A 19,885-nucleotide genomic window follows, 5' to 3' on the forward strand; every position below is an offset into this window, starting at 1 on the left:
GCAGTCATTTTTTAAATTTTTATTATGGTAGATGTATTACTCGGCCTGCAATGGGGCGACGAAGGTAAGGGGAAAATTGTGGATGTACTGGCCCCGCAGTACGAAGTGGTGGCCCGGTTTCAGGGTGGACCGAATGCCGGTCATACGCTGGAATTCGACGGCTATAAGCATGTCCTGCACCAGATTCCGTCGGGAATTTTCCGGACGGACATCAAAAATATCATCGGAAACGGCGTTGTTCTCGACCCGATCGTGTTCCGGAAAGAGATCGACGGTTTAGCCAAATACAAGCTCGATCTGACGCGTAACCTCTTTATTTCCAAAAAAGCATCGATTATTCTGCCGACCCACCGGCTGCTGGATGCGGCTTATGAACTGTCCAAAGGCGAATCGAAAATCGGTTCGACCCTGCGCGGAATCGGCCCAACGTACCAGGACAAAGTAGCCCGTCAGGGTCTGCGCGTTGGCGATGTGCTTTCCCCGAACTTCCGTGCTAAATACACCAAACTGGTTGACCTCCACAAGATCACGCTGGACCACCACCAGTTTGATTACCAGTCGGTTCTGCCACAGGCCGAAGCGGAATTCTTCGAAGCGGTGGAATTCATGAAACAGTTTCAACTGGTTGAAAGTGAATACGAAGTCAACCGGTCCTTAAGTGCGGGTCAGAAAGTGCTGGCGGAAGGTGCGCAGGGATCACTGCTCGACATTGATTTTGGCTCCTATCCTTTCGTCACCAGTTCGAACACGATGTCGGCGGGTGCCTGCACCGGCCTGGGCATTGCGCCCCGGCAAATTGGGGAGGTGTTCGGTATTTTCAAAGCCTACTGCACGCGCGTTGGCAGCGGACCCTTCCCCACCGAACTGTCGGACGAAACCGGCGAACGGATGCGGGCGGAAGGCCGGGAATTCGGCGCAACGACGGGTCGCCCCCGCCGGTGTGGCTGGCTCGACCTGCCCGCCCTGAAATACGCCATCATGATCAACGGCGTGACGCAACTGATTATGATGAAAGTCGATGTCCTGAACATTTTCGACACTATCAACATCTGTACGCACTACCAGTTGCCGGACGGCACAATTACGGAACAATTGCCTTATGACCTGTGTGATACGGCTGTCGTCCCGGTTTATAAGGAATTCAAAGGCTGGAAAACCGATCTGGCTAACTTTCATATCTACGAAGAAGTGCCGACCGAACTGGCTGCTTACATCGACTTTTTAGAAGCCGAACTGGGCCTGCCGATCAGCTTTATCTCGACCGGCCCGGATCGGGGCGCGATCATTCACCGCGAAGCCGTCGTATAACACCCGGTTTATACTACTGATTTGAGAGACCTGCAAGGACGAAAGCGCCCTGTAGGTCTTTTTTTATTACTTTTGAGCCATTCAACCCAATCCTTTTACTTGCTTTCATGAATCGATCATCGCTCTTCAACCGTCGGGGTTTCCTCAAAAAAAGTACGCTGGCCACGATGGCCGGGATGCTGGGCACCAAAATTGCCTTCGCCGACCGCCTGCCGACCGGCTATATTCCCCTTGCTTTTCAGGAACCGGGTCACGCTGAACCCAACCCGATGCTGATCAAAAACAAGGACCTGATCGTGCTGAACGACAAACCGTGGAACGTTGAACCGCCTGCCCATTTGCTCGACGATGCCATTACGCCCGCCGATAAAATGTTCATCCGAAACAATGGTCTGATTCCCGAGAGTGTCGATGCCGCCAACTGGAAACTTACGATTAACGGCGAAGCAGTAAAAGCGGCTAAAACCTATTCAATCAACGATTTAAAGAAGAAGTTTAAAACCTATTCCTACCAATTGGTGCTCGAGTGCGCTGGTAATGGGCGGTCGGGCTACGCCCCCCAAACCGCCGGAAATCAGTGGAGCGACGGTGCCGTAAGCTGTGCCGAATGGACGGGCGTCCGGCTGAAAGACATTCTGGCGGATGTCGGTTTGAAAGACGATGCAGTTTACATCGGATATTACGGTAAAGATTTGCACATCAGCCAGGACCCGACCAAACCGGTTATTTCGCGGGGTGTTCCGATCAAAAAAGCACTGGAAGACGAAACGCTGGTGGCCTGGGCCATGAATGGCAAGGACATTCCGCTGACGCACGGGCACCCGCTGCGGCTGGTGATTGGCGGCTGGCCCGCTTCGGTTTCGGGCAAGTGGCTGCACACCATCGCCATTCGTAACAAGGTACACGACGGGGCGAAAATGACGGGAAAAAGCTACAAGGTACCGATCAATCCGGTTCAGCCGGGTGTCGATCCGCCGGAGGATCAGTTCAGGATCATCGAATCCATGCCAGTCAAATCCCTCATCACGTTTCCCAAAACCGGGGCGATGGTGGATCTGGGCCAGTCGATCAGCCTGCGCGGCCACGCCTGGGCGGGCGACCGGGCGGTGAAAACCATGCAGGTTTCCTTCGACTTCGGCAGTACGTGGCAACCCTGCAAACTCCAGAACCCCAAAAACCGGCTGGCGTGGCAGCAGTGGACGGCAGAGCTAAAACTTCCGCAGAAAGGCTACTATGAAATCTGGGCGAGGGCCATCGACGATGCGGGCGTTTCACAGCCCATGGTCATGCCCCAATGGAATCCGGAAGGCTACTGCAACAACGCCTGCCACCGGATTGCTGTCAAGGTTGTTTAGAAAAGTAATTTCTAATGTAAAATGATGAATGCCAAATGTAAAAGTGTTTCAGATCGAGCACTTTTACATTTGGCATTCATCATTTTACATTGGAAATTACCTTGTTCCTTTACCGCGTAAACATTCCCACCCGGCGGGAATCCAGTTTCAGGAAAATAAACAGCAGAATCGAAAACGACCAGAGCGACGAACCGCCGTAACTGAAAAACGGCAGCGGAATGCCAATGACCGGCATCAGGCCGATCGTCATCCCGATGTTAATCATCAGGTGAAAAAAGAGAATACCCGCCACCGAATACCCATACACCCGGGCGAAGCGCGTTCGTTGTTTTTCGGCCAGGATGACAATCCGGCACAATAGAAAAACAAACATAATTAACACCACTGCACTTCCGATAAAACCGTGTTCTTCGCCAATTGTGCAGAAAATGAAATCCGTACTTTGTGCGGGTACAAAGTCCAGTTTGGTTTGGGTTCCTTCCAGAAAACCTTTTCCCTGTAATCGCCCGGAACCAATGGCAATCTTGGCCTGCGTCACGTTCCAGCCCACGCCCAGCGGATCGGCCGCCGGGTTGACCAATACTTTGATCCGGTTCTGCTGGTGCTTTTGCAATACACTGTTTACAAAGAAATCGACACCGGCCACAATCGCAATCATCGAAACCGCCGTGATGCCGATGATCATCACATTCTGCACCGAACGCTGGTAGCGGGGCGTCAGGAAGAAAACCAGCAGACCGAGGACCAGAATAACCCCAAACAAAATGAATTTCGGCACAATCAGCGTCAGAATGAACAGGGCCACGATCACAATGGCGATCAGCGGGTAGATTCCCGGCAGCCCTTCGCGGTAGAGCATGATGATGAAGGAAGCAAACACCAGCATCGAGCCAGTTTCGTTCGACGCAATGATGAGCAAAGCCGGCAAGGCAATGATCCCCGCACACGAGAGCTGGTCTTTCAGTTTGGTCAGGTTGACGTTCGGATAGTCGATATACCGTGCCAGGGCCAAAGCCGTACCCAGTTTGGAAAACTCGGCAGGTTGAATGGAAAAAGCCCCCAGTTTAAACCACGATCGCGAACCGTTGACATTGGATCCCGCTACCAACACCAGTAACAACAACAGGATCGTAATGCCGTAGATGACAAAGGCAAATGTATCCCAAAACCGGTAGTTGATCACCAGAATGGCAATAATGAGCAATACCGTTGTGCCAATCCACATCAATTGTTTACCCGCTTCCGTGGACATATCGAACAGATTCGTCTGGGTTTCGGGGCTGTAAACGGCCGCGTACACGTTCAGCCAGCCCATCAACACGCAGGCAATGTAGAGCATGAGCGTTACCCAATCGATGTTTTGCGTAATTTGCGGTTCTCTCGAAACCAAAGGAATGATGACCGGGTCGCCGGTCTGCTTATAGAAGATGAATACTTAATTTCCGTTGGTAGTCACCGGCCGGGAAGCCAGCGAGTGGGTTTCCGGTGGGGCAGGAACGGTTTTCACGATCATCGGTTTGGCCGTGCTGTCCTTCGGCGGTTCTACAAACTTTCTGGGTGCCGGTTTTTTGGGTGGCGTAATCGCGGGAAGGTAGTTGGCTTCCTTCACTTTTTTGTCCAGCGCGTGGTTATCGACCCGTCGTTTGATGTATTTTTCGATCACGAGCGAAGCCACCGACGCTGCGGCAATTCCACCCCAACCCGCATTTTCAACGAAAACTGCAATGGCAATTTTCGGATTTTCGCGGGGTGCAAAGGCAACAAAGATGGAATGATCTTTCCCTTTCTTGTTTTGGGAAGTACCGGTTTTTCCACACATCGTAATGCCCGGAATCACGGCGGCCAAGGTGGTAGTGCCGTGTTCAACCGCGCCCTGCATCCCTTCTGCGACGATTTCAAAATGGCGCGGATCAATACCGACATCGTGTTTTTCGAGGTATTTCGGGTCAATCCCTTTCCCCGGCTCACCAATGCCACTCACGATGTGGGGGGTGTAGAACCAGCCCCGGTTGGCGATGATCGCAGCGACATTGGCCATTTTCAACGGGCTGATCAGCAACTCGCCTTCACCAATGCTGAGGGAATATACCGTCGAAAATTTCCAGTGCTTTTCACCGTAAAGTTTGTCGTATAACTCCGCATCCGGCAAGCTTCCTCGCAGTTCGCTCGGCAAATCGATGCCGAGCCGACTCCCGATCCCAAACTTCGCGACCATGTCGTGCCAATGGTGCAAGCCCATCGCCGACGCCTTGAAGGTATTTCGCTCCGCGTTGTTGTAGAGCAGCCGCCGGAAAACGTGGTAAAAGTAGGGATTGCAGGAATACTGAACCGCCCCGGAAAGATTCAGTCGGCCCGACCGATTGCAGTGGCACTTCATGGGCGAACCGGCGTGGCTGAAAATCGAACCGGGCGACACCGCGCCGTCCTGCAAAGCCACCAGGGCCTGAATCAGTTTAAACGTCGATCCGGGCCGGTAACTTGCCATCACCGGACGATTGATCAGCGGTTTATACGGATTTTTGGCCAGCTTGGAATAGCTTTTTGAGAAAAACCGGCTCGATAGCAAATTCGGGTCGTAGGTTGGCGCCGACACCATGCACAAAACCTGGCCGGTCGATGGTTCGATGGCGACAACACTGCCCACTTTGTTCTGCATCAGTGTATCGGCATACTGCTGAATTTCGACATCGATCCCGGTATGCAGGTTTTTGCCTGCAATGGCCAGCGAATCGAACGCGCCGTCTTTCCAGGAGCCTTTCACCACACCGTGGACGTTCTGCATCACGAATTTAATGCCCCGCTGCCCCCGCAAAACGGATTCATATTGTTCTTCCAGGCCGCTGCGGCCAATATAATCCCCCTGTCGGTAATACGGTGTTTCCTGTTCGTCAAGCTGCTTGCGGCTGACCTCGCTGACGTAGCCCAGCGCATTCGCCATGGTGTGGGCCGGATACGTCCGCATCGAGCTTGTGACGTGCTCGAAACCGCGGTAATCCACCAGCGCATCCTGAATCCGGGCAAAATCTTCTTTCGACAACTGCCGCAAAAACAACGACGGTTTTCGGTAAGAATGCGCCTTGGCTGCCGCCATAATGCTGTCAAATTCGGTGCGCTCCAGGCTCAGCAAGTGACAGAAGGCTGCAGTATCCGGAATTTGTACTTTTTGGGGGGTGACGTACAGATCGTACACCGGCGTATTGTAGACCATAAATTTCCCGTTCCGGTCATAAATCTGACCGCGATACGGGATCTCGATGACCCGTTTTATGGAGTTACTCGACGATTCCAGTGAATAACTGTCATCCAGGATTTGCAGATAAAACAAACGCGACAGATAGACCAGTCCAACCAGACAGAAAACGCCGATGACAATGTATTTTCTGTTCTCAATCATAACCTTATAACCCAGAAATCCTCACTACACATTTCATACCAGCTTCAGTACAAATATAGCGAGATTAAGAACAGCGTGAAGAATTATGAGTGAAGAGTTAAGAATAAAGTACTTGGCTCTCCGGAATCCCGGATCAAAACCGGGGTTCTGGAGAGGAAATCGAGGGCGGTTTTCAGAACCCTCTGGTTAGGGTTTTGATCCGGATGAGGTACATATCGGCGGTAATGTAGAGCGTCGAACCGTCGTTGCCGAAGGCGCAGTTGGCCGTGGCGACGCCGGTCCGAATCCGGCCCAGCAACTTGCCGGGACCATCGGCCCGGTCGGGCGCAACGATGAGTATGCCGCCCGGCCCGCTCGACCACACATTGCCGGCTTTATCGACTTTAAGACCATCGGGCAAACCCGGCAGTTTTTGTTTTATTCCTTCACTGGCGTCGTAAAAAATCCGCCCTTTGCCCACCGTTCCGTCGGCCTGAACGGGATAGGCCATGATATACGGTTTTTGTGGATCCGACTGGGCAATGTACATCGTTTTTTCGTCGGGCGAAAAGGCAATTCCATTCGGGCGGGTGAGGTCGTTGATGAGCAAGGTCACGTTGCCGTCGGGTTCCACCCGGTAGACGCCGAAAACGTCCAGTTCCCGCGCTTTGGTATCTTTTTCCCGGTTCGGCAAACCGTAGGGCGGGTCGGTAAAATACACACTGCCGTTCGAATGCGGAGCCACATCGTTCGGGCTGTTGAAACGTTTGCCCTTGTAATGGTCCGCCAGCGTTTTCTTGCCGCCCGATGCGCCCCCCAACACCAGCGCCGAGACGCGCCGGTCGCCGTGTTCCGCCGAAATCAGCCTGCCCTTGCCGTCTACTGCCAGCCCATTGCTGCCGGGTTCATCGCTGTAGTGGCCAACGCCGGTGTAGCCCGACGGTTTGATAAATGGCAGACAACCGTCTTTCTCCGTCCATTTGTAAACCGTATTTTGCGGAACATCCGAGAACAGCAGATAACCGCCCTCCTTGACCCAGACCGGCCCTTCGGACCAGACGAAACCGGAAGCCAGCACTTCCATTGGGGCGTCTTTCGCAATCAGCGCATCCAGTTTGGGGTCGAGTCGTTCAATGGAACCGATGGTGGGATAAGGCGTCTGGGCAAAAGCGACACCGGCAAGCCCGGTCAGCAGGACCGACAACATACTTCGTTTCATAATTTTCGGTAAGGCGTTAGGATTCAGGGGCAAATTACAAAAATATCCGGTTTCGGCCAGCCGACATCTGTGGGCCATCCGAAACCGGAATAAACGCTGTAAACCGTATTGAAACGGGTCGGCGTGAACCGAAAACCGTCCTTAAATTTTCTCCAGCAAGTTTAGAAACTCCTGTTTCTTGTTGCGCGACACCGGGATGTTTTTGTTGTTTTCCATGATCACCTCACCCCCATCGCCCCGGATGTAACGCTGAACGTAACGCAGGTTGATGAGGTAGCCGTGGTGTACGCGGCAGAATCCCTTGGTTTCCAGCACATCTTCCACTTCTTTTAAGGTCTTGGAAATCAGAACGATTTTGCCATTGGTCAGGAAAAACCGGGTGTAACCGCCGTCCGATTCGCAGTAGTAAATTTCTTCACTGTTGATGATCTGCAGTCCTTCGAGCGTGGGCAACGCGATGCGGTCACCGGTTTTCTGGCGGTGCAGGTAGTCGACAAAACTCTCGACTTTGGCCGGGGTCCGGGTCAGCCGCTCCTGCTCGGCTTTCTGAACGGCTTTCACCAGTTCATCTTTATCGATGGGTTTCAGGATGTAATCCAGCGCGTTGTGCCGAATGGCCTTGATGGCGTATTCGTTGTAGGCCGTTGTAAAAATAACGTCGAATGTATTGAAACGGCAGGCTTCGAGCATATCGAATCCGCTCATGCCGGGCATTTCGATGTCCAGAAAAACCAGGTCCGGGTGGTGCATTTCAACGGCCTGGTAACCTTCGATTCCATCCACGCAGGACGCCAGCAACTGCACTTGCGGGCAAAACCGCTGGAGCAACAAGGCAAGTACGTCCCGGCAATGTTTTTCGTCATCGACAATAATGGCTGTCATGGTTGTTTAAGTTTCATGGTAAACGTAACACAGGTTCCCGCTGGCGCTCCCACCGAATCGACCAGATCGGCCACGTCGATCCGGGCATCGACGCCGTAAATTTCATTGACAATCTGCAACCGTTCTTCCGCAATCCGGCTGCCGTGGGCTTTGTGGGCCATCAGTCCGTTGCCCTGCGACTGTTTCGACGCTTCGCGGCCAATGCCGTTGTCGGCGATGCAGATCACCAGAAAACCGGCCACCTGCTGACAATCGATCTGCAAAAGCGGGTTTTCGGTTTTCTGCTGCAACAACCCGTGCCGGATTGCATTTTCGACATACGGCTGCAACAGCAAGGGCGGCACGTGAACGGTGTCCTGGCTGATGGCGGGGTTGATCACCAGTGAAAAGTCAAAAGTATTGTCACTCCGCAACTGTTCCAGTTCGATGTACGTCTGCAGGGCCTTCAGTTCACTGCGCAACGACACCCACTCGGTTTGGGTGTTGTCGATCATCTGCCGCATCAGCCGCGAAAACTTGGTCAGATACAGCGAAGCTTCGTCTACCTCGTTTTGCAGAATAAATTTATTGATGGCATTCAGGCTGTTGAACACAAAGTGTGGATTCATCTGCATCCGCAGGGCCAGCAGCTTGGTTTCTGCAATCCGTTTGTTGTTTTCCAGCAATTGCCGCTCGGTTTGCTGATACGCCTGTTCAATCTGTACGCGCCGGATTTTCTGGGCACACAGACGGGCAATGCTCGTCAGAATGTGCAGATGACGGGACTGAAAAAAGTTCTTGTCGGGGTGTTCCGCGTCAATGATGCCGATCACCTTTCCTTCCAGCAGAATCGGTACGGTAATTTCGGAAAACCGCATTTCGTCGTCCCGAAGATAGCGGGGGTCCTGCGAGGTATCGCCGATGATCTCGGCTTTTCCCGTCAGCAACACCGAGCCTACTATTCCCTGCCCGATGGAAATTTCAATGGGCTGGAGAATTTCGTACGACCGGGGATTTTTGGGACCGTGGGCGGCTTTCTGCACCAGCACGTTCCGTTTCTCATCCAGCAGATAAACCACACAGTCGACGAAGTTAAGCCGGGCGATGCAGTTCTTTGCAACGTCCCACAGCACCTCTTCGACGGTTGTTTGATCAATGAGTGAAATCGCAAAAAAATTGATGGCTCGTTCGGTTTCGAGCTCTTCTTCTAACGCCTTTCTTTCGTGATCCGCCGTTTTATTTTTCTCATGTTTTGACACATTTAGTCTGGTTGATGTCCTTAAAGCTATAGTGAATTCTTTAATCGAAAGTAGGGCTAATTGCGCTCTTTTGAAAGAACGGATGAATAACTGGTCGTTTCCGGCCCATAACTTGTTGAAATACGCCGGTAAGTCGCTTCCGGTTCTTATCCAGCGGCACAAAAAAGCGCCCGGCCAGGGCCAGGCGTTTTAAACACTACAAAATACACACTACTTACTATCAACGACATAGGTCGTCTTGTCAGATTTCGACCCGCTATAGCGGTTTTGATTGAATGGCTTTCCCAAAAGTAGCGGAGCTTCCCCCGCCCTCCCAACCGGAATCAACAACGGGGGTCTTCGGGTTGACAGTTGCCGGGTCTGAATCGGTAAGTAGCCTGCCAGCCGGTTTTCACTTCGCAGACGAACTGGCGTTTGAGCGGGGCGACACCCCAAAGTTCGTCCGAGACCGCTTGGCAAACTTTGATCCGGGAAATGAGTCGATTTTCCGGGCGACCTGCGTTTTTTTAGTTTTTTTCCGGTAGGTTAACGGTCATATGGCCGCCCTTGGCGACTTGACACGACCATGCCGACAATGACAGGAATTGAATACCAGGAAATCAAACCGGAGGCCCCGCTTTCTGATTTCGTCGATAGCTTTTGGATGCTGTCCAATCATTCTGGTCAGGAAAAACCGGTGATCATTGTGCCGGATGGCCGAATTGATCTCTTCTTCTCTTTTCAGGAACCGTATGAACTTACCCTGTTGGGACTGGAAAGCGAGCCTTCCCCCGCGAGCCTGACTCCGGGAAGCCGCTTGTTTGCCGTTAGTTTCAAATTACTCGCAATTGACTACCTTTTTGATCGAAAATTTCCCACACTGGTCGATTCCGTGTACCGTTTACCGCCGGATTATTTCGGAATTACAACCCACGACTTCAAGGCATTCGATCACTTTTGTGGTGTCCTTAGCAACCATTTTATCAGTCGGCTACCCGCCGATATAGACCCCCGAAAGCAAAACCTCTTTGCGCTCATGTATTCTTCTGATGGCTCAATCCCGATTCAGGAGATTGCTGAAACCGTAAACTGGAGTAGCCGACAAATAAACCGGTATTTCAACCAGCGATTCGGCATCTCCCTCAAAGCGTACTGCACGATTCTGCGGTTCAGGGCTTCTTTCCGGCAACTCAAAGAAGGCAAGCTTTTTCCCGAACTGGACTTCACGGATCAGTCCCATTTTATTAAAAATGTCAGAAAGTTCGCCGGTGTGACACCACGGGAACTGAGCAAAAACGAAAACGACCGATTTATACAATTTTCAACCTTGCCGAAGAAATAGTTTTGTGGCCTAAAACAAACGTTTCAGACCATGTTGTTGAACAACAAAAAAATAGCAATCGTAGGGGGAGGACCCGGCGGTTTAACCCTGGCGCGGCTTTTACAACTTAACGGAGCAACGGTAAAGGTATACGAAAGGGATTTCAATGCCGAAGTCAGGGTTCAGGGCGCCACGCTCGACCTGCACGAAGAATCGGGACTGGAAGCCCTTCGCCGGGCGGGATTAATCGATGCTTTTTACGCCAATTACCGCCCGGAGGCAGGCAAACTGCGGATTTTAGACAAGCACCTGGTCGTCAAAATGGATACGCATGCCGGAGACGATTTTGAGGAAAACCGCCCGGAAATAGATCGTGGGCCGCTCCGAAATATACTTCTGGCTTCCTTACACCCCGAAACCGTCGTCTGGGATCGTCAACTGGTTACCATGACGGCGCATCAGGACGGCTGGCTCTTACAATTTAAAAACGGTACCAGTGCCACTGCGGATCTTGTCATCGCGGCTGATGGCGCACGATCTGCCATTCGCCCTTTTATTACCGCGATCAAGCCGGTTTATGCAGGTATTACCATCGTGGAAGGCACGGTGTATCATTCCGAAAAAAATGCACCGGGATTAACGCATCTTCTGAACGGTGGAAAAGTATTTGCCTTCGGCGACGAAAAATCGTTGATTTTGAGTGCAAAAGGGGATGGCAGTCTTTCCTTTTACACCGGTTGTAAGGTACCTGAATACTGGATTCGGGAGAGCGGTATTGATTTCAGCAGCAAGGCGCAAGTCTTCGACTGGTTTAAAATGGCATTTGCATCCTGGGACTCTACCTGGCAGGAATTGTTCGAAAGCGATGACGTCTCCTTCGTACCCCGGCCCCAATACCATTACCCCATCAACCAGCAATGGCCGCCACTGCCCAACCTGACCATGCTCGGCGATGCGGCCCATGTGATGCCGCCCTATGCCGGTGAAGGGGTCAATATGGCCATGCAGGATGCGTTTGAATTGGCAGAATGTCTTTCTGACAATCATTTTCCTGATCTTCAAACCGCTATAGCCGCTTTTGAAAAACAGATGTGCGCGCGGGCTTCAGAAATCACAAAAATGACGCTGGAGGCCACCAAAATGCTTCACTCGGATGATGCCATCCCAAAACTGATTCACGCATTCAGCGCTTTTGAAAAAGACTAATCAATCCTTGAAGACCAAAAACCGGTTTCAGCGAACTAGTGTTTATGCCGATTGCGCTTCCTTGATCGGCATAAACACTAGTTCAGGCTTCAGCATCTGCCATTTACTGCACAATTCCGGGAAACGTAACCAAATACTCGTAAGTCGTTAGCATTCAACAGGGTATACGTATCCTGCTTTGTAACATACCCGTCGTTATTGATCGCGTATTGGGAATACGTATTGCTGAACAGACTATACGGCGCAAAAGCTTCCCGTTTTTCGCCCTGTGCAGGTGTTTGCTGTACTGGCCAAAAACCGTTACATAGGGATCTACCTGCATTTCCTCCGGGTTTAGCGCATTCCGGTCGTTCCGAATCGGGTCGCCAAAAGCCGTGTATTCAAGCGTAGATTCACGGATTTTCACATTCTGGGCGTTGAACTCCGTTGTTTTACCACCAGAATTTCGTCGTCAAGGCCGACGGTTTGGGGTTGTTCAGTTGCGGATTGACGTGGCGAAACCGGCGTTTCGCACTCGCAGGATACCAACCCGGTCAACGCTGAAAAACAAAGAAACAAGGTGGTAATCTGATCGATTGGCTCATTCTTTGGGGCAATTTGCCAAAGATTTTGTCACGCTTTCACCGGAACCCTCGGTTGATAAACCGGTTTTCGCTTCACTTCCTGACTGGCCGGAACTGGAACCCTCCGGGGCCTGGCTACCGGTTTTTTGTATTTTTTCTGATACCAGATCAGGAACCCGGACCAGGGCAGGGTGGCCGAAAACAGGCTGGCCAGAAACATCAGAATTTTCCCAAACAACCCAAATGCCTGACCGGTGTGCAGATCCCGGTTGGCGTGCTTGACGTTGTCGGCGGCCGAATAGTCGTTGAACAGCTCCGATTTCAGCAGCTTCCCGGAATATTGATCAAATTCGAACACGTTCTGTTTTTTGACAATCTCGTATGGATACCGTAGATTGACCTTGACCACATCTTTTTCATGTTTGGCAAAATTGATGTGGACTTCGTTCCAGCCGGGATGATGGGGCGCGACGGTTTCGAAAGCCTGCACCGGACTGAACACCCGCCCCGGCTGAACGACGGAAACCGGCTTTTTCAGCTCTTTTCTGGCATCGCCCAAAACCGCATACACCAGCTTTTGAGACGGTTTTATGGCCCACCAAATCCCTGTAAGCGTTACCAGCAGGAGCGGAAAGACGAAGTAGAAACCGAGAACGTTGTGAAAATCGTAATTGATTCGCTGCCATTTCGCATCAAATTTCAGCGTAAAAGCGGTTTTAACCTGATTTTTCTTCCGTGGAAACCACAGCACCAGCCCCGAAATCAGCATGACCAGGAAAATCACGATGTTCACCTTGATGATCCATTTGCCAACTTCTCCGAGCAACAGGGTCTTGTGCATTTTTTCAACCGTGTGCAGAAAATCCTGATCCATATTCCACGGTCCCAGCACCGCGCCGGTATACGGATTCAGTGAAACGACTGTTCTCTTTCCCTCATATTCTTCCTCATCCTCTTTGCCCGGTTTCTTATGGCTCACGGCATTTTTGTCGACCAACCGGGCAATGATGGTTCGGTCGGCGGCCGAAAACAAGCGGATCTGCTCGATTTTCTGGCCGGGAAACCGTTGCGTCACCATCGCCGTTGCCTGCGCCAGCGAGAGTTTAGGGCGGTTCTGCGGTTCGACAAAGCGAAATTCCTTTTGGGTGATGTTCCGGATTTCTTCCTCAAAAACGAAGAGGCAACCGGTGATGCTCACCACAAAAACCACAATCCCCGACGCCAGCCCAAGCCACAGGTGGAGTAAACCGCTTAGTCGTTTGAACGAACCTTTTTTCATATCAGAAGCTGTACGAAAGATTAAGGAAAACCTGACGGCCCGGAATATCCTGGATTTTCTCGCTGGTCTGGGCGGTCGTATACTCGATGGTCTGTTTGTTGTTCGTGTTGAATACATCCATCACGCGGACGCTCAGCACCACTTTTTTCTGTACAAAATACCGGGATAAACTGGCATCCCAGTACGCCAGCGTCTTTTCTTCTTTCTGGCTGGAAACCTTGGGGCCAATGCCGTTCCAGGCCACCTGAAAAAAGGTATTGCGTCCGATCGTCACGTCCGAAATCAGCTTCGCGCACCAGTCAAACTGGTCTTTGATGGCATCACCCCCGCCCTGGTTTTCGTCTTTTAACTGGGAGTCGAAGCGGGAATAACTTCCGTTGATACTCCAGAACGATAACGGTTTAACGGCCGCAATCAATTCGACCCCCTGGATGTAGGCGGCATTGAAATTGTCCGGTTTTTCGAGCACCACACCCGGCGACACATCGTACAATACTTTCTGGATCAGGCCGTCGATCTGACGTCGGAAAAGATTCACGCCCACATTCCATTTTGCTGCGGTTTTCATGTAGCCGAGTTCAAAACCCCAGGCTTTTTCCGGCCGCAACAACGGGTTGCCGGTTTTGATTTTAGCCACATCCGAGCTATCGACAAACGGACTCAGGTCTTTAAAACTGGCCCGCCGGATTTTCCGATCCACCGAAAACTTGATGAATTGCGTCGTGTCCAGATTGAAGATAAACGACGCACTGGGCAGCGGAATCAAATAATTGCCGTGGGTGGAATAACTCTGTTCGAGCGTCTGGTTGTGAAAATCGGTATACTCCGCCCGAACACCGATCACGCTCCGCAACCGGCCTTTGGTAATGGCCGACTGAACATAACCGGCCGTGATTTTTTCGGAACTCGTAAAGTTATTGGCCGGGCTCTGGGTTCGGAGAAACAGGTTTTTAGCGTAGTCGAACTTGTCGACCAGTTGAATGTTTTCGCGGACGCGGCTGCTGTATTTCAAACCGGCGTTCCAGCTTACGATGTGATTGGAATGCAGTGAATAATCGGCCTGAACGAAGTCATTCCGGTCGTAATTGTTCTCATACGTATTGGTTTTAGCCGGTTTGGCATCGGACGGCAATCCCTCGCCATTTAATTTCTGATCGGTCTGGTATTTGGGTTTGGGGTAATCGCCATCGACGTGGTTATACGAAACCGTCAGCCGGCTTTTGGGGGAAAGTTTCTGCGAAAAATTCAGGATGTATTCGTTGAAACTCCAGTCTTCCGTCTGATCTTCCGTCCGCAGGGTGCGGCTTGAAAAGGAGCGGTCGGCTTTCAGTACTTTGGTATCCTGGGTTTTGATTTTAAGCTCCCGCTGCCATCCTCTCACGTATTCGGCTTTCAGATCGGCGCCTTTCCACAAATCCCAGCGGGTTCCCAGTTTGATGTTATCACTCGTTATTTTGCGGCTTTCTTTGGAAAAAATGTCCTGATAACCCGTCACCTCCCCATTTTTCAATACCGTCACCCGGTTGGTTTCCGTCATGGAATTATCCCCGGTGAGCAGCACTTCGTTGCGATCATAGGCACCGTAGAACTCGCCTTTGCCAAATTTGTGAGAAGCCTGTAACGAAGCATTGTAACCGCCCAGGCTGTTGATGCCGACCATCGCCTGACCGTGGGTTCCGTACCGCGAATTTTTCTTGAGAATGATGTTGACGACCCCGTTCATGCCATCGCCGTCGTATTGAGCACCCGGACTGGCAATAATCTCGATGCGCTCAATGGCCGAAACCGGAATCTGGTTCAGGACCACTTCCCGGTTATTCCCCGTAATCCCCGCATTTCTTCCGTCGATCAACACCAGCGTATACGATTTTTCCAGGCCCCGGTAGCGAATGTCGCGCGGCACACCCGGAGGGCCTCCCATCGCAACCGACGGCATCAGCCGTAACATATCACCCACCGAAGATCCTTTGGCAATTGGCAAATCCGCTGCCTGATAAACGATCTTACCCGGTTCGATGCAGGTCACACCAATGTCGCCTTTGACCACGACTTCCGAAAGTTGCGATACGGCGGGCAGCAGATCCAGGTTCAGACTGATCACCTGATTATCGCGTTCGATAACGATAGGTCCCTGTTCGCGGCTTTCGTAGCCGATGCCGCTCGCTTTCAGGGTATAAGACCCTTTGTTGAGTTTATCAAACAGATAATCTCCGTTCTCCCCGGCAACCACCCCTTTTACGAAAACGCCCTTTTCGAAAAGTTGGAGTGAGCCGTAACTCACCGATACGGTATTGTCTTTTTCCCCGATTTTGCCGCGAATCTGGGCTTTCTGCGCCCGGGCCAGTAAACAGGTTAAACTGAAGAAGGCGAAAAGTAGGTATTTTGGCATCAAGTTAGCGGATAGGCTTCCGGACTATTATTAACTAGACTGGTTATTAATAGTGGCAAAGAAAAGCGCTGATCTCATACCTGACAACTTAATTTAGATTTATTTTAAATAAACAACAGAAAAGCGTATCCTGTCCATTGGAAGTACAATTTTTTCAGGAGAGCAACACAAAATGCGGTTCCAGGTGCTTCAGCATCCCACTGGCAAATTCGGCTGGCGTCCCGGTTTTTAGAATATTGATTAAGTCCTGGTGCGTGACGGAACCGACGGCGTGAAACTGGTGGCTGGTTTCGTATTCAACCACGTATTCGAAAACCGGCATCAGCATCGCCTGAAACCGCTTGATGGTTTCATTCCCGGCCATTTCATACAAGGTGGAGTGAAAAGCGATTTCGCATTCAACCTTTTCCGGTATGGAACTCACCTGACTTTCCCGCTTCACCACCTCCTGAAGTTTCTGAATGCCTTCCTCGGTTTTGCGGGCAAACAGCAAAGCCGCCTGCCCTACTTCCAGCACCAGCCGGAACTCAAAAATCTGCTTGCGGGTGTCGGCTCCCAGCATGTGCGGCTGCATCATGCGCTCCAGTCCGCTCAGGATGTCGGGTTGCGCCAGGATCATCCCCCGCCGTTTTTTGGTTTCAATGATGCCCAGCATCCGAAACCGGCTCAGGGCCTCACGCACCACATTCCGGCTGACACCCAGTGCTTCGGCCAGTTCAATTTCCTTCGGAATTGCGTCACCGGGTTTGAAGGCTTTGTTGGCTATGTATTCACGAAGCCGTAACTCAACCTGATCCGCCATGGAGGTTGAAATAATGGGCAACATCCCCAGCGAAGATTCTACTTTTTCCATCTTTCACGCACGTGTTGGTGTGCTTTTTGAAAAACTAAGGTATTATAAAAAAAGATATGTAGTACATTCCAACAAGCTCAGGCGACCAGAAACTTTTTAGGCCATCCCCTAAAACCGCAACCAGCAGGTAGGCCGTTTTGGTTTGTAACTTAAACAACTAAAGACTAAACTTCTAGTCGTTTAATTTGTCCAAACCCGAAATACGGATTTATGAAGGAGCGAGTCAACAAGCAACACCTCTTCTGGCGGGCGGGTTTTGGCGCAACGCCGGACCAACTGCGGGAAGCCGATCGCCAGCCGCTGCGGAAAGTAGTGAGCCAGTTGTTCACCAACAGCCGAGCATTTACGCCCCTGTCGGTGGTGAGTGATGACCAGCCCGACAAAAAAGAGTTGAAAAGCCAGTTTAAAGAAGGCAAACTCGACCGGGAAATGCTGAAAGATCGCATCCGCGAAAACCGGGAAGCCATCCGGGATCTGAATGTGCTGTGGGTGGAACAAATGGCCTCGGGCCGGGCTGCCTTGCGGGAGAAAATGGCGCTGTTCTGGCACGGCCATTTTGCCTGCCGCAACCAGAATAACGTCCGAATGGTGCAGCAGTATACGAACCTCATTCGCGAACAGGCGCTGGGCAACTTCGGCGATTTGCTGATGGCGGTTTCAAAATCCCCGGCCATGCTGCAATTCCTGAATAACCAGCAAAACCGCAAGAATGCACCCAACGAAAATTTTGCCCGTGAGGTGATGGAATTGTTTACACTGGGTCGCGACAATTATACCGAACACGACATCAAAGAAGCGGCCCGGGCTTTCACCGGCTGGGGATACAATCCACAGGGTGAGTTCATTTTTCGCCGGAATGTACACGACGATGGCGAAAAAACCGTGTTCGGAAAAACCGGCCATTTCCAGGGCGACGACATCATCAAACTCCTGCTGGAGCGGAAAGAAACCGCCACCTTCGTGACCACCAAACTCTACCGGTTTCTGGTTACCGACGAAATCGCCCCCGATTCGGCAGACCAGCAACGAATCAGTCAACTGGCCGACCAGTTCTACCGGAGTGGCTACGACACAGCCGGTTTGCTGGAGACGATTTTCACGAGCGACTGGTTTTATGAGCCGAAACACATCGGAGGGCGCATCAAGTCCCCGGTGGAATTGCTGGCCGGAATGCAGCACAGTCTGGGGATTCATTTTGAACAGAAACAGCCGGTTTTATACGTTCAGCGCACGTTGGGACAGGTTTTGCTCTATCCGCCGAACGTGGCTGGCTGGCCGGGCGGACGCAACTGGATCGACAGTTCGAGCCTGCTGTTTCGGATGAAACTCCCCGATCTGGTGCTAAAAGCCGGTGAAGTGACGATCAAACCCAAAGACGATGGTGACGTGAATACGGCCCTGCTCGCCCGAAAAGTAAACCGCCTGTTTGCTTCCACCATCGACTGGCCGACCTTCGAAAAAGCCTTCCAGAAAGGCAGTGAGGAATACCTGCTGGATGAACTGGCTTCGTATTTTTTGCCGCAGCCCCTGAGTCCTTCGCAGCGGAATTTACTCCTGAAAAAGGTAAAAAAAGAAGCCCCCCGCAGCGAACAAATCCGAACCCTGACAGCCCTCCTCCTCTCCTTACCCGAATATCAACTGTGTTAAAACCATCCAATCCATGCACCGTCGGAAATTTTTCAAAAATTCAGCGTTTGCTACAGTGGGCACCCTGCTGATTCCCAGCTTCCTGAAAGCGTATGAAAGCAAGCATCTGGGATTGAACCAGCCTGTGGGCAAAACGCTGGTGATCGTTCAGTTGTCGGGTGGAAACGATGGATTGAATACCGTCGTACCGTTCCGCAATGACATTTATTACCGCGAACGGCCAACAATTGCCATTGCCCCGGAAAAAGTATTGAAGCTTAATGACGAGATTGGTTTCAATCCGGCACTCGAAGCATTGAAAGGTCTTTACGATGACGGTTTGGTAACAGTGGTCAACAACGTCGGCTACCCCAACCCCGACCGTTCCCATTTTCGCTCGATGGACATCTGGCAAACCGCCAGCGATTCGGATAAGTACCTGACAACGGGCTGGTTAGGGCGCTATCTGGATGCCAATTGCCAGGGAAACGACTGCATTGTACACCGGGCAATCGAAGTGGATGACACGCTGAGTCTGGCCCTGAAAGGCCAGGATCTGAACGGTTTGGCGTTGCTCGACCCGAAGAAACTATACAACCAGACCCGCAGCGGTTTGGTAGCCGAGCTTTCCAACATAAAGCCCGCTGCGGAGGTAGTAGCCTCGCACCCGAACGTTTCGTATTTGTATAAAACCCTGGCCGAAACCGCTTCGTCGGCTGAAGTTATTTACGACCAGTCGAAAGTTACCCACACGAAAACCGTTTACCCAGCCAGCGAGTTGGGCAACCGGCTAAAAACCGTCTCGGAACTGATTACGTCGGGCGTCAACACAAACGTCTATTACATTTCCATTTCGGGATTTGATACGCACATCAATCAGCCGGGGCAGCAGGAACGGCTGTTGCGCCAGTATGCGGAAGCCGTGGCGGCTTTTACCAAAGACCTGAAAACCAATGGAAAACTAAACGATGTGCTGTTGATGACTTTCTCGGAATTTGGTCGCCGGGTGAAGCAGAACGCCAGCAACGGCACCGACCACGGCACGGCCAATAACCTGTTTCTGGTTGGCGGAGGACTCACCCCGGGCCGGGTTTTCAACGAAGCACCGAACCTGACGAACCTGGATGAAGGGGATTTGAAGTATACCGTCGATTTCCGGAGCATCTACGCGACCTTGCTCCGCGACTGGCTGAAAGTGGATGATCAGGCGGTTTTAGGGCGGCAGTTTGAGACGTTAAAGGTTGTTTCGCAGAGTTGAGCGGAGGACATCAGAGTTAATCAGAGAAAAATAGTG

Annotated in this window: 14 protein-coding genes; 6 read left to right on the forward strand and 8 right to left on the reverse strand. The window is 51.7% G+C overall.

Going from position 1 to position 19,885, the window contains the following annotated elements; all coding sequences use genetic code 11:
- The first annotated feature begins 24 nt into the window (after nucleotides 1–24).
- A complete protein-coding gene (locus tag FH871_RS01460) occupies nucleotides 25–1,308 on the forward strand; it encodes an adenylosuccinate synthase (protein ID WP_138989561.1) in 1,284 nt (427 codons plus the stop codon).
- Between the two features lie 107 nt (nucleotides 1,309–1,415).
- Nucleotides 1,416–2,663, forward strand: coding sequence for a sulfite oxidase (locus tag FH871_RS01465; RefSeq protein WP_138989562.1), 1,248 nt, complete (start codon nucleotides 1,416–1,418; stop codon nucleotides 2,661–2,663).
- Between the two features lie 109 nt (nucleotides 2,664–2,772).
- On the opposite strand, the gene rodA is transcribed toward FH871_RS01465, so the two are convergent.
- From rodA to FH871_RS01490, 5 genes are all read right to left on the reverse strand, one after another.
- Nucleotides 2,773–4,053 (reverse strand): rod shape-determining protein RodA, encoded by a 1,281-nt coding sequence (gene rodA, locus FH871_RS01470; protein ID WP_255516843.1) that lies wholly within the window; start codon nucleotides 4,051–4,053, stop codon nucleotides 2,773–2,775.
- 45 nt (nucleotides 4,054–4,098) lie between these two features.
- The gene (gene mrdA / locus FH871_RS01475) at nucleotides 4,099–6,057 is read right to left on the reverse strand and encodes a penicillin-binding protein 2 (protein ID WP_138989563.1); all 1,959 of its coding nucleotides are present in this window, start codon (nucleotides 6,055–6,057) and stop codon (nucleotides 4,099–4,101) included.
- Between the two features lie 172 nt (nucleotides 6,058–6,229).
- Nucleotides 6,230–7,255, reverse strand: a complete 1,026-nt coding sequence (locus tag FH871_RS01480; protein WP_138989564.1) for an SMP-30/gluconolactonase/LRE family protein — start codon at nucleotides 7,253–7,255, stop codon at nucleotides 6,230–6,232.
- Nucleotides 7,256–7,396: 141 nt separating this feature from the next.
- Nucleotides 7,397–8,137: a LytTR family DNA-binding domain-containing protein gene (locus FH871_RS01485; protein ID WP_138989565.1), complete on the reverse strand. Its 741-nt coding sequence runs from the start codon at nucleotides 8,135–8,137 to the stop codon at nucleotides 7,397–7,399.
- On the reverse strand, nucleotides 8,134–9,375 hold the full coding sequence (locus FH871_RS01490; RefSeq protein ID WP_229316933.1) for a histidine kinase: 1,242 nt from the start codon (nucleotides 9,373–9,375) through the stop codon (nucleotides 8,134–8,136). Before FH871_RS01490 ends, FH871_RS01485 begins: the two co-directional genes overlap by 4 nt.
- A gap of 574 nt (nucleotides 9,376–9,949) precedes the next feature.
- Here FH871_RS01490 and FH871_RS01495 point away from each other — a divergent pair.
- Together FH871_RS01495 and FH871_RS01500 are read left to right on the forward strand one after the other, a co-directional pair.
- Complete coding sequence (locus FH871_RS01495; RefSeq protein ID WP_138989566.1) at nucleotides 9,950–10,696, forward strand: AraC family transcriptional regulator; 747 nt, start codon at nucleotides 9,950–9,952, stop codon at nucleotides 10,694–10,696.
- Nucleotides 10,697–10,726: 30 nt separating this feature from the next.
- The gene (locus FH871_RS01500) at nucleotides 10,727–11,881 is read left to right on the forward strand and encodes an NAD(P)/FAD-dependent oxidoreductase (RefSeq protein WP_138989567.1); all 1,155 of its coding nucleotides are present in this window, start codon (nucleotides 10,727–10,729) and stop codon (nucleotides 11,879–11,881) included.
- 612 nt (nucleotides 11,882–12,493) lie between these two features.
- Here the strand turns inward: FH871_RS01500 and FH871_RS01505 are convergent.
- From FH871_RS01505 to FH871_RS01515, 3 genes are all read right to left on the reverse strand, one after another.
- On the reverse strand, nucleotides 12,494–13,723 hold the full coding sequence (locus tag FH871_RS01505) for a PepSY domain-containing protein (RefSeq protein ID WP_171062725.1): 1,230 nt from the start codon (nucleotides 13,721–13,723) through the stop codon (nucleotides 12,494–12,496).
- Nucleotide 13,724: 1 nt separating this feature from the next.
- Nucleotides 13,725–16,112: an outer membrane beta-barrel family protein gene (locus FH871_RS01510; RefSeq protein WP_138989569.1), complete on the reverse strand. Its 2,388-nt coding sequence runs from the start codon at nucleotides 16,110–16,112 to the stop codon at nucleotides 13,725–13,727.
- 154 nt (nucleotides 16,113–16,266) lie between these two features.
- Complete coding sequence (locus FH871_RS01515; protein ID WP_138989570.1) at nucleotides 16,267–16,965, reverse strand: FadR/GntR family transcriptional regulator; 699 nt, start codon at nucleotides 16,963–16,965, stop codon at nucleotides 16,267–16,269.
- 210 nt (nucleotides 16,966–17,175) lie between these two features.
- Between FH871_RS01515 and FH871_RS01520 the strand changes: the two genes are divergently transcribed.
- Both FH871_RS01520 and FH871_RS01525 read left to right on the forward strand, forming a co-directional pair.
- Nucleotides 17,176–18,612: a DUF1800 family protein gene (locus tag FH871_RS01520; RefSeq protein ID WP_138989571.1), complete on the forward strand. Its 1,437-nt coding sequence runs from the start codon at nucleotides 17,176–17,178 to the stop codon at nucleotides 18,610–18,612.
- Nucleotides 18,613–18,625: 13 nt separating this feature from the next.
- Nucleotides 18,626–19,849 (forward strand): DUF1501 domain-containing protein, encoded by a 1,224-nt coding sequence (locus tag FH871_RS01525; RefSeq protein ID WP_138989572.1) that lies wholly within the window; start codon nucleotides 18,626–18,628, stop codon nucleotides 19,847–19,849.
- The last annotated feature ends 36 nt before the right edge of the window (nucleotides 19,850–19,885 follow it).

Source organism: Larkinella sp. C7 (assembly GCF_006149005.1).
GTDB lineage: Bacteria > Bacteroidota > Bacteroidia > Cytophagales > Spirosomataceae > Larkinella.

What these genes read in the sequence shown, in the direction of transcription:
- FH871_RS01460 (WP_138989561.1), top strand. Translation starts at nt 25, where the DNA reads ATGGTAGATGTATTACTCGGCCTGCAATGGGGCGACGAAGGTAAGGGG.
- FH871_RS01465 (WP_138989562.1), top strand. Translation starts at nt 1,416, where the DNA reads ATGAATCGATCATCGCTCTTCAACCGTCGGGGTTTCCTCAAAAAAAGT.
- mrdA (WP_138989563.1), bottom strand. Translation starts at nt 6,057, where the DNA reads ATGATTGAGAACAGAAAATACATTGTCATCGGCGTTTTCTGTCTGGTT.
- FH871_RS01480 (WP_138989564.1), bottom strand. Translation starts at nt 7,255, where the DNA reads ATGAAACGAAGTATGTTGTCGGTCCTGCTGACCGGGCTTGCCGGTGTC.
- FH871_RS01485 (WP_138989565.1), bottom strand. Translation starts at nt 8,137, where the DNA reads ATGACAGCCATTATTGTCGATGACGAAAAACATTGCCGGGACGTACTT.
- FH871_RS01495 (WP_138989566.1), top strand. Translation starts at nt 9,950, where the DNA reads ATGACAGGAATTGAATACCAGGAAATCAAACCGGAGGCCCCGCTTTCT.
- FH871_RS01500 (WP_138989567.1), top strand. Translation starts at nt 10,727, where the DNA reads ATGTTGTTGAACAACAAAAAAATAGCAATCGTAGGGGGAGGACCCGGC.
- FH871_RS01505 (WP_171062725.1), bottom strand. Translation starts at nt 13,723, where the DNA reads ATGAAAAAAGGTTCGTTCAAACGACTAAGCGGTTTACTCCACCTGTGG.
- FH871_RS01510 (WP_138989569.1), bottom strand. Translation starts at nt 16,112, where the DNA reads ATGCCAAAATACCTACTTTTCGCCTTCTTCAGTTTAACCTGTTTACTG.
- FH871_RS01515 (WP_138989570.1), bottom strand. Translation starts at nt 16,965, where the DNA reads ATGGAAAAAGTAGAATCTTCGCTGGGGATGTTGCCCATTATTTCAACC.
- FH871_RS01520 (WP_138989571.1), top strand. Translation starts at nt 17,176, where the DNA reads ATGAAGGAGCGAGTCAACAAGCAACACCTCTTCTGGCGGGCGGGTTTT.
- FH871_RS01525 (WP_138989572.1), top strand. Translation starts at nt 18,626, where the DNA reads ATGCACCGTCGGAAATTTTTCAAAAATTCAGCGTTTGCTACAGTGGGC.